Consider the following 12,853-nt stretch of genomic DNA (forward strand, 5'->3'; position numbering starts at 1 on the left):
AGCAGTTCAGCATGGCGGCACCCAACAATCGCTACCTCGGCAAGTTCCGCGGCCGGGTCGTGGACAACAACGACCCGCTGCGCATCGGCCGTATCACCGTCGAGGTCCCGGACGTCCTCGGTGACGAGCCGTCCACCTGGGCGCTGCCCTGCCTGCCGTTCACCGGGCCTCAGGCCGGGCAGTTCGTGGTGCCGGCCCCGGGGGCCGGTGTGTGGGTGGAGTTCGAGCAGGGGGATCCCAGCTTCCCGGTGTGGACCGGGTGCTGGTACGGGGCTGCCGAAGAGCTGCCGCCCGACGCGCGGCGCGCGCTGCAGGCGAACTCGCCCAGCAAACCGGTCGTCGTGCAGACACCGGGCGCGCACAAGATCGTCATGGACGACACCGCGGGCGCCGAGCAGGGGATTCTGCTGCAGGCCCAGGGCGGTGCCTATATCCGCATCACCAAGGAAGTCGTCGTCATCGCGAACGGCGCGGGCGCCGAAATCCTGCTGCAGGGCGATCACGTCACCATCAACCAGGGCCAGTTGACCGTTCAGTCGAAGCGCTAGCAACACGGGGGAGAAGAGAAGTTGTCCGGGAGTCTGCTCGACGCGAGCGCCGTGATCGGCTGCCCGCACGGCGGCCGGGTCACCGCCGCCACCACACCTTCCGGCGGCGTACGCATCGGGGGCGCCGCCGTCGCCACGGGCGCGCACACCTACGTCGTCACCGGTTGCCCGCACACCGTCGCCGGCCTGCCCTCGCCGTGCGTGTCGGTCCGCTGGACCGCCGGCGGCAGCGGGGTCACGGTCGACGGCGCGCCCGTGCTGCTCGACACCTCCGCGGCCCAGTGCTTCAGCGCGGCCTTCGTGCCGCAGGGACCGCCCGTGGTCCAGGCCGCACAGCGAAAGGTCACCGTCCGATGAGCCGCGCCACACGCCGACAGCCGCGCACCGACATCGCCTTCCCCTTCCACGCCGACCGCCGCGGCCGCACCGCGCACGCGGGACACGTCGCGCACATCCACGGCCTGATCGAGCAGCTGCTGTTCACCAGCCCGGGGGAGCGTGTCATGCGCCCCGACTTCGGCTGCGGACTCCTCGACCTGGTGTTCGCGCCCAACAGCCCGGAACTGGTCAGCACCCTCGAACTCTCCGTGCAGGCCTCGCTCCAGCGCTGGCTCGGCGACCTCATCGACGTGGTGGCCCTGGACGTCGTCAGCGACGAGAACGCCGTACGCGTCCATCTGTCGTACGTCCTGCGGGCCACCGGAGCCCGGACCGACGACGTCTTCGAAGGGAGGGCGGCATGAGCACGGGTACGACCACCTCCCGCCGCGCCAAGGTGAGAGCCGCGCAGCTCAACGGAGTCGACGCCGTTGAGGCCAGTGACGACGGGCTGCTGCTCACCGTCACCTTCCTCGGCAAGGCCCCGCACGGCCTCGGCCCCGAGAACGTCCGCATCGACGGCGGCCGCCGCATCACCGGCATCACCGCCGTCGACGTCAGCGTCGAACGCGAGGAGGACCCGGAGCTCGACGACCGGCTCTACGTCACCCTCGACCGGGCCGGCGACACCTCGCGGTACGTGTTCGCGCTCGTCGAGACCGACCCGTACGGCCGCCCGGGAACGGAGCCCTTCCGGGGCTTCGACCAGCGCTACCACCGCGCCTCCTTCTCCTTCCGGCCCGACTGCCCGACCCCCTTCGACTGCAAGGACGACGAGCCGGAGCCGGACGGCTTCCCGGCCGCACCCGTCGTCGACTACACCGCCCGCGACTACGACACCATCCGCAAGCTGCTCCTGGACCGGCTGGCGCTGACCACCCCCGACTGGGTCGAGCGCAACCCCGCCGACCTGGGCGTCACGCTCGTCGAGCTGCTCGCGTACACCGGCGACCAGATCAGCTACCAGCAGGACGCGGTGGCCACCGAGGCCTACCTCGACACCGCGCGCCGCAGGGTCTCCGTACGCCGCCACGTCCGGCTCATCGACTACGCGATGCACGACGGCTGCACCGCACGGGCCTATGTCACCGTGCGGACCGCCGGCGACCACACACTCGCCCCGGGCACCTTCCGCTTCGCCTCCGTCGACGTCCGCGCCCTCGACCCGCACGACCGGCCCGAACCGGGAACGGTGATCGACGAGAACGACCTCGGCGACCTGGACGAGCGCGGCTCGGTCGAGGTCTTCGAACCCGTCGTCGCCGCCGACCCGCTGGAGCTGAAGGTCGCGCACAACGCGATCCGTCTGTGGACCTGGGGCGGCGAGGTGTGCACCCTGCCGAAGGGCGCCACCGCGGCCACCCTGCGCGACGAGTGGGACGACCCCGAGACCTGCCGGGACCGTCGACTCGCCCTCCGTCCCGGTGATGTGCTGGTCCTGGAGGAGGTCAAGGGCCCGCGCACCGGCACCCCCGGTGACCAGGACCCGAGCCATCGGCAGGCCGTGCGCCTCACCTCCGTCACCCCGGGCGTCGACCGCATCGAGGACCAGCCGGTCCTGGAGGTCACCTGGGCCGCCGAGGACGCCCTGCGCACCCCGTTCTGTCTCGCCACCCGCGGCGGCCGCGAATGCCTGCCCGTCGAGGACGTGACCCTGGCCCGCGGCAACGTCGTCCTCGTCGACCACGGCCGCACCCTCACCGGACTCCCGCAGACGGCCACCGTGCCGCCGGAGCCGGCCGTGGTCGCCTCCTGCGCCCCTCCCGCCTTCGGCTGCCACGACCGCGAGGAGGGCAACGCCCCCGCTCGGTTGATCAACTCCCTCACGGACAAGACGGAGCGCGCTCAGGCCCTCGTACCCGACGACGTCCGGGAACTCTTCGAGGTGGTCGGCGAGGCGGCGACCGTACGCGCCGGAATCGGGCTGGAGCGCGCCGGGCAGCGGCACGAGCGCGTGGTGCCCGGCACCGCGTACGAACAGGCGGCAGCCCTGCGCACCCTGCTCGCCCAGTCCGTCTACCCGGGCATCGCGCCGCGCTTCCGGCCCGTCCTGTCGCGTACGCCTGTCGTGCAGGCGGTGGCCTTCCCCGACCCGCAGGCCGTGGCCGCCGGGCAGGCCGCGCGGATCGCCGCGATCCCGGGAGCGGTCCGGCAGCGGCTCGTCGAACTGTGGCGCAGCGCCCGCGACCGCGACGGACTCGGGGACGAGGAGATCGACGAACTCACCGTCATCTACGGGCTGAAGGTCATCGAGCGGTTCGAGCTGCGGACGCATCCCGTCCGTGCCCTGCGTGAACTCCTGCACCGCAACGACGAGTTGCTCGACACGAAGCTGCGGCGCGTGGCAGTCCTCGCCTCCCGGGCCCGCGCGGGCACCGTCCTCGACGGGCACATCGCCTGGGAGATCGCGCACAGCTGGGGCCCGGCGTACGCGGCCGGACTTCACCCCGACGAGCCGGTGCTGCGGGGGTCCGCGACCGCTGCGCTCGCCCAGGACCCGCGCCGCGCCCTGCCCGCCGTACGCGTCGAGGACGGCGACCTGACCTGGCTGCCCCGGCGCGACCTGCTGCACAGCGGCCCCCGCGACCGGCACTTCGTCGGCGAGCTGGAGGACGACGGCCGTCTCGCCCTGCGCTTCGGGGACGGGCGGCACGGCGCGAAGCCGAAGCCGGGCGCACGCCTCGCCCTGCACTACCGGCTCGGCGGCGGCATCGCGGGCAACGTCGGCGCGGAGGCCATCAACCACCTGGTCGTCCAGAGCGACTGCGCACCGCCGCCGGCCGCCGTGGTCCGCAACCCGCTGCCCGCCATCGGCGGCGTCGAGCCCGAACCCGTCGAGCAGGCACGCCAGTTGGCGCCGCTCGACCTGCGCCGCACCCGTCTGCGCGCGGTCACCGCCGAGGACTACGCGGCCCTCGCCGCCCAGCTCCCCGGCGTGCAGCGCGCCGCCGCCGAGATCCGCTGGACCGGCAGCGTGCAGGAGGCCCACATCGCGATCGACGCGTACGGCAGCGCCGACCCGTCGGCCGAGCTGCTCGCGCAGGTCGAGCAGTCCCTGGAGGCCTACCGGCGCATCGGCCACGACCTCGTGGTCGGCCCCGCCCGGCTGGTACCGCTCGACATCGCGCTCACCGTGTGCGCCAGGCCCGGCCATCAGCACGGGCAGATCCTCGCCGAGCTCTACCGCGTGCTCGGCAGCGGCCGCCTCGCCGACGGGCGGCTCGGGTTCTTCCACCCGGACGCGCTGACCTTCGGCGAACCCGTGCGGCTCAGCCGTCTGGTCGCCGTCGCCGCGGCCGTACCGGGAGTGGAGAGCGTTCAAGTCACCCGGCTGCGCCGGCTGTTCGAACAGGACCGAGGAGAGAGGGAGGACGGCGTGCTGCGGCTCGGCCCGCTGGAGATCGCCACCTGCGACAACGACCCGGACCGGCCGGAGAACGGCCTGCTGGCGATATCCCTGGGAGGTGCGGCCCGATGACCGCCACCGATGAGTGCACCTGCGGCTGCGGCGGCCACGACGAGCGCCTCGCGCCCGCCCCGCTGCACAACGCGCCCGGACGCACCGCCCTCGACTACCGCGTCGGCGCGTACGGCTCGTTCCTGACCGCCCTCCTCGACCGGCTCGCCTCGCCCGCGTACCCGGCGCTGGAGGGGCTCACGGTCCGCACCCCGGACGACCCGGCGATCGGGCTGCTCGACGCCGCCGCCGTCCTCGGTGACCTGCTGACCTTCCACTCGGAGCGGATCGCCGACGAGGCGTATGTCCGTACGGCGAACGAGCACCGCTCGCTGGTGCTGCTGGGGCGGCTGGTCGGGCACCGGCCGCGGCCCGGTGTGGCCGCCGCCACCCATCTCGCGTACACACTCGAACGCGATCCGCGTGACGAGGCGCTGTCTGTGCTGATCCCGCGCGGGGCGCGCGCCCACAGCGTGCCCGCCTCGGCCGACGAGGAGTCGTTGACCTTTGAGACCAGTCGGGACCTCAGCGCCCGTTGGGCCTTCAACGAGCTGAAGGTGCGGAGGCGTCGGCCGTCCCTGGTGACGCCCGACGATCTTGAGCGGCGGTCCGAGCTGTTTGTGGAGGGCACGGCGAATTCCCTGCAGGTCGGAGACCAGTTGCTCTTCGTGTTCGGGGAGCAGGCCGGCGGGGAGCGGAAGTTGCTTCCTGTCGCGGGTGTGCGGGTCGACCGGGACGAGGACGTCACGGCCGTCTCGCTGCCGAGGTCCGCGCCGCCGACGCTGAAGGAACTCGTCGACGAGGTGCGGCGGTGGATCGCCCTGCCTGCGGGGCCGGGTGAGCCGGGGGAGGAGCCGCCCACGCCGGAGGTGCCCAATCCGCGGCCGGTCAGCCGCATGATCGAGGACTTCGAGGATCAGGTTCTGGCTCCGCTGCGGGCGGCTTTGGACGGGGTGAAGACGCCGGAGGGGCTTGCGGCTGTGCTGGCGGAGCCCGTTGCCCGGCTCGGCGAGGCGCAGGTGCTGGCGGAGCCTTGGGAGGAGGTGGCTGCGTGGTTTGAGCAGCTGCAGGCTGTGCTTGACGAACTCGCTGAGCGGGCACTGGAGTTGGCACCTGCGCAGGGCGCCGAAGGGGGTGCCGAGGACGGTCTTCGGGCGACTGCTGCGCCGTCTGGGCTGGTCGCGCCCGCGCGGCGGAAGCCGCAAATCCAATACGGCCCCGCGCCCCTGAAGGGGGGTTCGCGCGCCGCCGCTTTTCAAGCGCTGGCGGCTGTGCTGCCCGCTCTGCGGGCGCAGACAACCGCCTCGCCTGCCGGAACCGGCGCCCAGCTCCCCGGAACGGATACCGCCCGCCTTCTCCGCGCCCTCAACCCTCGCCTCGGCAGCCTCTATCCGGCCTGGCGTAGAGCTGTTGCCCCTGGATCTGCTCAGCTTCTGCGCGCCCTGCTCGCCATGCGCGTCACCGCCGCCCCCTTCGGTTCCACCGCGCCGCTCAAGCCCGTCCAGGACGACAAGGGCAGGGTCATCCGGTCCGCCGACTGGCCGCTCACGGGGGCCGTGCTGACCGGGATGCGGGTCGTCTATGACACCGCGGGCAAGGTGCCGGTGCGGGCGGAGTTCCAGTATGTCGAGGGGAACAGCTCCGACCAGCGGGCCGTGACGCTGCCGCTCGCTCAGCATGTCAACTTCGGGCTCGGTCCCGGGCATGTCGACCTCTCCAGCGGCTCCGGCCAGGAGCCCGCCGTCAGCATCCACCTCCGCGACGGCCTCCCCGACCGCACCCTGACGGTGTCCCGGCCGGGCGACGACGGGCTGATCCTCGTCGGCGTCCACAACGGCACCGCGCAGGAGATCTCCCTGCGGCCGGGCGCCACCGAGCAGTTCACCCACGGCGAGTACGAGGTGAGCCTGCGCTACACGGTGGGCAGCACCGAGCCGAACGTCGAGATCGTCATCGCCAGCAAGCCGGCGCCGGTCAACCGCCGTGTGCTGCAGCTCGACAGCGTGCACACGAGCATCACCGTCGGGAGCTGGGTCGCGATCCAGCGTCCGGCGAAGGGGGCCCCGGACGGCATACCCGGCGACGCCAAGCTCGCGTTCGTCACCACCCAGGTCGTGGCGGCGCGTACGGCGGCGTACTCCAACTACGGCATCACCGGCCGCGGCACCGAACTCACCCTCGCCGACCCTTGGCTGGACGAGTTCGACGTGCTGCTGTCGCACATCCGCGACACCACCGTGTACGCCGGGGGCGAGCCGCTGCGGCTTGCGGACGAGCCGCTCGGCGAGGACGTGCACGGCAACGAGATGGAACTCGCCGAGCTGTACGACGGACTGCGCCCCGGGCGTCTGCTCGTCGTCACCGGTGAGCGCAGCGACATCCCCGGGACGACCGGGGTGGTGGCCAACGAGGTCGTCACGATCGCCGCCGCCGATGCCGCCGTGGACCCGCAGCTGCCCGGTGACCGTGTCCACACCCGTCTCACCCTGACCGCGGACCTGGCCTACCGCTACCGCCGCGAGACGGTCCGCATCCTCGGCAACGTCGTCGAGGCCACCCATGGCGAGAGCCGGGAGGAGGCCATCGGCAGCGGTGACTCGGACCGTGTCAACCAGACATTCGCGCTCTGGCAGTCGCCGCTGACCTGGCTCGCCGACGACAATCCCCTCGGCGCCACACCGGTGCTGGAGATCCGGGTGGACGGGGTCCTCTGGCACGAGGTCGACAGTCTCGCCGGACGCGGCCCGCGCGAGCGCGTCTACATCACCGGCACCGCCTCCGACGGCCGTACGACGGTCACCTTCGGCGACGGCATCCACGGCGCCCGACTGCCCAGCGGCCACGAGAACGTCCACGCCCGCTACCGCTTCGGCACGGGCAAGGCGGCCAACGTCCCGGCGAACCGCGTCACCCAGCCCCTCACCCGCCCGCTCGGCGTCACCGCGGTCACCAACCCCCGCCCGGCGACGGGCGGCGCGGACGCCGACGGTCCCGGCCTGACCCGCCGTACGATCCCCCTCGCCGTCTCCGCCCTGGACCGGCTCGTCTCGCCCACCGACTACGAGGACTTCGCCCGCTCCCGCGCCGGCATCGGACGGGCCGCCGCGCGCGAACTCTTCGACGGGCGGCGGCGCGTGCTGCACGTGACCGTCGCGGGTACGGACGACGTACCGCTCGACGGCGACTCGGACACGCTGCGGGCCCTGCGCGGGGCGCTCACCGAGTACGGCGACGGCAACCTGACCGTCCGCGTGGACGTGCGCGAACTGGTCCTGCTGCTCGTCGCCGCCAAGGTGAAGGTGGCCCCGGACCACGCGTGGGAATACGTCGAGCCCCGGCTTCGTGCGGCACTGCTGCGCCGACTCGGCTACGAGGGACGGGAGTTGGGGCAGCCCGCCCGGCTCTCCGACCTCCTCGCCACGGCCCACACCGTGCCCGGCGTCGACTATGTGGACGTCGACGTCTTCACCGGCGTCCCCGCCTCCGTCACCCCTGCGGAACTCGCCGCGCTGCTCACCGATCCGGGGGAGCCCAGGCCGAGTGTCCCGGCGCATCCGGCGGCGTACGACGAAAGGGTCCACACCGTACGGGCCGCGCACGGCGAGACGTTGTCGGAGATCTGCCATGACCACGGCATCCCGCTCGCCGAACTCCTGCGCCTCAACCCCGACATCACCGACACCCGGCGCCTGAAGAAAGGCCGGTCGGTGTACGTCTTCCGCGGCATCCGCCCCGCCCAGCTGGCCCTGCTCTCCCCGCGGGCCGCGGACACCCTCATTCTCACGGAGGTCAAGTGATGTCCCCGGACGTGCAGTTCGACACGGAAGCCCCGGCGACCTCTCGCGAGCCGGACGGTCTCGCCGCCCTGCTGCCCCGCTGGCACCTTCTGCGCGACGCCGAGGAGGGCGAGCCGCTGCGTGCGCTCCTCGCCGTGATCGCCGAGCAGCTCGACCGGGTCCGCGACGGCGTGGCGCAGGGCTACGAGGACCTCTTTGTGGAGACGGCGGCCCCCTGGGTGCTGCCGTACCTGGGTGACCTGGTCGGTTACCGCACCCTGCCGGGCTATGAACGGGTCCTCACCACCGGCTTGCACGAGGGCGGCCGGGAGGCCCTCGCGGAGGCGATCGCCCCGCGCGCCGACGTGGCCGCCACGGTCGCGAGCCGGCGCCGCAAGGGCACGCTGCACCTGCTGGAGGAGATCTCCGAGCAGGTCGCCGGCTATCCCGCCCGCGCCGTCGAGCTGTCGCGGCTCGTCGCCCACCACCAGTCGGTGAAGCTGTACCGGGACACCGGCAGGGGCCGCCTCCTCGACCTCCGCGACGGCTCGGCGCTCGCCCTCCAGGGCGGTCCCTTCGACACCACGGCCCGCACGGTCGACGTCCGCCGCGCCAACTCCGCGCGCAGACAGGGCGGTTGGAGCCCGGCCGGAGTAGCCCTCTTCGTCTGGCGGCTCAAGGCGTACTCGCTGACCTCCTCCCCGGCGTACTGCATCGACCGCGCCCGCAACCTGTACACCTTCTCGATCCTCGGCAACGACAGCCCCCTGGTCACCAAGCCGGTCCCCGAGCCGTCGCCCACCCACATCGCCACCGTCGACAACGTCCCGGCGTTCATCACCCGACGCCTGCTGCACGACCGGCTGCTGGACTACTACGGCCCCGGCAAGAGCTTCGTCATCCGGCGCGACGGCGAGGACCAGCCCGTACCGCCGTCCGACATCGTGGTCGCCGACCTGTCCGACTGGCGTTACCGGCCGAAGCGCGGGCAGATCGCCGTCGACCCGGAGCTCGGGCGGATCGCGTTCGGATCGCGGTCGGCGCCCCGGCAGGGCGTGTGGGTGGACTACCACTACGGGTACGGCGCCGACATGGGCGGCGGCGAGTACGAGCGGCCCGACCGCGTGGACCGGCCGGACGCCACCTTCTACCGGGTCGGCCCGGGACAGCCGTACCGCCTGATCATGGACGCCTACCGGGCCTGGCAGCACGACCGGCGGGCTGGCGGCACCGGTCCCGACGGCATCATCGAGATCACCCACAGCGGCGCCCACCAGGAGCAGCTGGACTTCGACCTCGACCCCGGCGACCGGCTGGAGCTGCGGGCGGCCGAGGGCACCCGGCCGGTGATCCGGCTGCTCGACTGGTACAGCAACCGGCCCGACGCCCTCAACATCCGTGCCGTACAGGAGGACTGCGCGCCGCACGAGCGGCCGCGGATCGTCCTCGACGGGCTGCTGGTCGCCGGGCGCGGCATCAACGTCACCGGGCCGATGGGAGCCGTCGTCGTACGGCACAGCACCCTCGTACCCGGCTGGTCGCTGGAGCCCGAGTGCGAGCCGCACTCGCCCGAGGAGCCCAGCATCGTCCTGGACCGCACCACCGCCTGCCTGCAGATCGAGCACAGCGTCCTCGGCACCATCGAGGTCATCGGCGACGAGGTGAGCGAGGACCCCCTCGACATCCACCTCCGCGACAGCATCCTGGACGCCACCGGGCACGACCGCGAGGCCCTGTCCGCCCCGGACTGCCGCCACGCCCACGCCGTGCTCCACGTGCACCGCACGACCGTCATCGGTGAGGTCCACACCCACGCGGTGGAGATCGCGGAGAACTCGGTCTTCACCGGCAGGCTGCACGTGGCCCGGCGCGGTATCGGCTGCCTGCGCTACTCGTACGTCCCGGCCGGCTCGCGCACGCCCCGACGGCACCGCTGCCAGCCCGATCTCACCCCGGGCGTACGGCCGTTGTTCGCCGCCGTGCGCTACGGGACGCCCTGGTACGGACAGCTGGCCGACCCCTGCCCCGAGGAGATCCGGCGGGGCGCGGACGACGGGGCCGAGATGGGCGCCTTCCACGACCTGTACCGCCCGCAGCGCGAGGACGGTCTGCGGGCGCGGCTCGCGGAGTACACGCCCGCGGGCGCGGACGCCGGGATCTTCTTCGTGACCTGAGCAGTGCCGCCGTACGACCCACCCGCAGAATCCTGAACCAGGGGGACCCCCTTCATGCACGCTGATCTCTCCCGTCTCACCTTCCGGCCGGAGCGGCACTACTCCGCGGTCGTCGCCCAGCAGGGCCGCGTCCAGCTCGACGCCGACACCAACGAGCAGACCGCGATCCAGCTCCACCAGGCCCGCACCCTCGCCGCCGACCTGATCGGCCGCCACGGCGGGCCGCGCGACGCGGCGGGCCGCGACATCGCGGGCTTCCACATCGACTACGTGGGCGGCAAGTACGACATCGACACCCTCCACATCTCCGGCGGCCGCTACTACGTCGAAGGCATCCTGGTCGACGCGACCCGCCCGGCACCCGGCGAGCCCGTACCCGACGAGGAGGGGGACGAGGACCCGCCGACCCCGCCGCCGTACTGGACGTACTGGGACCAGCCCGACGCCTTCCGCGACCCGGAGCGCGACCGGCTGCCCTCACCCGCCCAGACGCCGTTCGTGGTCTACCTGAACGTGTGGGAGCGGTCGGTCACCGCCGCCGAGGACCCCGCGCTGCGCGAGGTCGCCCTGGGGGCCGCGATGCCGGACACCGCGGCCCGCGTGAAGGTGGTCTGGCAGGTACTGCCGCTCTCCCTCGCCGAGCTGGCGATCGAGAACACCGACCTGTCGAAGGACGTCGTCCGCGCCGCCTTCGACAAGTGGGCGCAGAAGCAGTCCCTGTCCTCCGCCCGTCTGGCCGCCCGCAGCCGACGGCCCGACCACGCCGACGAGGACCCGTGCCTGGTCAGGCCCGATGCCCGCTACCGCGGAACGGAGAACCAGCTCTACCGCGTCGAGGTGCACACCGGCGGCGAGGCGAAGGACGCCACCTTCAAGTGGTCCCGCGAGAACGGCTCGGTGGTCTTCCCGGTCGACGAACTCGACGGTACGTGGGTGCAGTTGGCGTCCCTCGGCCAGGACGACAAGCTGACCCTGGACGTCGGCGACTACGTCGAGTTCACGGACACGGCGTATTCCTCGCGTCTGGAGGCCCTGCCCCTGCTGCGGGTGGAGGAACTGGACCTGCCCGGCCGTAGGGTCCGGCTGTCCGCCGAGCCCGAGCCGGGTGTCGGACGGCGGCCCGACCTGAACCCGTTCCTGCGCCGCTGGGACCACCAGGAGGGGCCCCGCCGGCAGGGGCGTTCCACCTCCCTGAAGGGCGGCGCGGTGCCGGTGACCGAGGGCGAGTGGCTGCCCCTGGAGGACGGCGTCGAGGTGTACTTCGCCAAGGGCGGCGGCTACCGCACCGGCGACCACTGGCTGATCCCCGCGCGCACCGCCACCGGCAGCGTCGAGTGGCCGACCGACCCCGCGCGCCGCCCGCTGCTCCAGCAGCCCGCCGGCATCACCCGCCACCTCGCCCCGCTCGCGCTGGTCAAGGGCGAGGAGGGCGCCGTCGACCTGCGCTTCGGCTTCCGCCCGCTGGCCGGCAGCATGCCCGCCGCCGACGAGGCCACCCTCGCGGCGGAGGAACAGGCACGCCGGGAGGAGCTGGCGGCCGAGGACCCCTCGCACGGACGGTCACAGACCACCGCGGAAGCGGAAGCCGCCGTGGGAGAGGGCGAGTGATGGCCACTCCCATGACGGCATCCCAGTTCCTGCAGATCCTGCGTGCAGAGGGCCTGACGGTCCACGAGGTGGGCAACTGGCGCACCCACAACCGCAATACGAAGGGCCCTTGGGGTCCGGTGAACGGAGTGGTCATCCACCACACCGCCACCTCGGGCACCGACAGCTCCGTGAACCTCTGCTACAACGGCTATGCCGCCCTGCCCGGCCCCCTGTGCCACGGCGTCATCGACAAGCAGGGCGAGATCCACCTCGTCGGCTACGGCCGCGCCAATCACGCGGGCCTCGGCGACCACGACGTGCTGCGCGCCGTCATCGACGAGACGAAGCTGCCGCACGACAACGAGGCCGACACCGACGGCAACCGGCACTTCTACGGCTTCGAGTGCATCAACCTCGGTGACGGCCGTGACCCCTGGCCCGAGGCGCAGCTGGAGGCCATCGAGAAGGTGTCCGCCGCCGTCTGCCGCCATCACGGCTGGAGCGAGCGGTCGGTCATCGGCCACAAGGAGTGGCAGCCCGGCAAGGTGGATCCGCGCGGCTTCACCATGGACGGCATGCGCAGACGGATCGCCGGGCGACTGGCCGGCCATGGCGGCTCGGAGCCCGACCCGAAGCCCGCCCCGTCCAAGCCCTCGTACGCACCCTTCCCCGGCGCCTCCTTCTTCCACGACGGGCAGAAGTCCGCGGTCATCACGGCCATGGGCAAGCGGCTGGTCGCCGAGGGCTGCAGCCACTACGAGGAGGGGCCGAGCCCCGAGTGGAGCGACGCCGACCGTGAGTCCTACAGGGCCTGGCAGCGCAAGCTCGGCTTCAAGGGCAGGGACGCGGACGGCATTCCGGGCAAGGTCAGCTGGGACAAGCTGAAGGTGCCCGCGACCTGAGAGCCTCGGTCACCTGTCCGGTGTGCCC

8 protein-coding genes are annotated in these 12,853 nt (G+C 72.6%); all 8 read left to right on the top strand.

Translation table 11 applies throughout. The annotated features are described in order from the left end of the window. Positions 1 to 11 precede the first annotated feature (11 nt). Genes ACFY1U_RS25985 through ACFY1U_RS26020 form a run of 8 tightly spaced genes read left to right on the top strand, consistent with a single transcriptional unit; the run spans position 12 to position 12,825 of the window. Positions 12 to 548: a phage baseplate assembly protein V gene (locus ACFY1U_RS25985; RefSeq protein ID WP_390696540.1), complete on the top strand. Its 537-nt coding sequence runs from the start codon at positions 12 to 14 to the stop codon at positions 546 to 548. Positions 549 to 569: 21 nt separating this feature from the next. Further along, positions 570 to 905, top strand: a complete 336-nt coding sequence (locus ACFY1U_RS25990) for a hypothetical protein (protein WP_390696541.1) — start codon at positions 570 to 572, stop codon at positions 903 to 905. Continuing rightward, positions 902 to 1,291 carry a GPW/gp25 family protein gene (locus tag ACFY1U_RS25995; RefSeq protein WP_390696542.1) on the top strand — a complete coding sequence of 130 codons (390 nt, stop codon included), beginning with the start codon at positions 902 to 904 and terminating at the stop codon, positions 1,289 to 1,291. Before ACFY1U_RS25990 ends, ACFY1U_RS25995 begins: the two co-directional genes overlap by 4 nt. Beyond that, on the top strand, positions 1,288 to 4,404 hold the full coding sequence (locus ACFY1U_RS26000) for a putative baseplate assembly protein (protein ID WP_390696543.1): 3,117 nt from the start codon (positions 1,288 to 1,290) through the stop codon (positions 4,402 to 4,404). Before ACFY1U_RS25995 ends, ACFY1U_RS26000 begins: the two co-directional genes overlap by 4 nt. Continuing rightward, complete coding sequence (locus ACFY1U_RS26005) at positions 4,401 to 8,180, top strand: putative baseplate assembly protein (RefSeq protein ID WP_390696544.1); 3,780 nt, start codon at positions 4,401 to 4,403, stop codon at positions 8,178 to 8,180. The genes ACFY1U_RS26000 and ACFY1U_RS26005 overlap by 4 nt, the downstream gene beginning before the upstream one ends. Next, positions 8,180 to 10,333, top strand: a complete 2,154-nt coding sequence (locus tag ACFY1U_RS26010; protein WP_390696545.1) for a hypothetical protein — start codon at positions 8,180 to 8,182, stop codon at positions 10,331 to 10,333. The genes ACFY1U_RS26005 and ACFY1U_RS26010 overlap by 1 nt, the downstream gene beginning before the upstream one ends. A 54-nt stretch (positions 10,334 to 10,387) precedes the next feature. Further along, entirely contained in the window at positions 10,388 to 11,941 is a 1,554-nt protein-coding gene (locus tag ACFY1U_RS26015) for a DUF6519 domain-containing protein (protein WP_390696546.1), read from the top strand. Next, positions 11,941 to 12,825, top strand: a complete 885-nt coding sequence (locus tag ACFY1U_RS26020) for a peptidoglycan-binding protein (RefSeq protein WP_390696547.1) — start codon at positions 11,941 to 11,943, stop codon at positions 12,823 to 12,825. The genes ACFY1U_RS26015 and ACFY1U_RS26020 overlap by 1 nt, the downstream gene beginning before the upstream one ends. Positions 12,826 to 12,853: the final 28 nt, after the last annotated feature.

It is taken from the genome of Streptomyces sp. NPDC001351 (genome assembly GCF_042896045.1).
Lineage (GTDB): Bacteria > Actinomycetota > Actinomycetes > Streptomycetales > Streptomycetaceae > Streptomyces.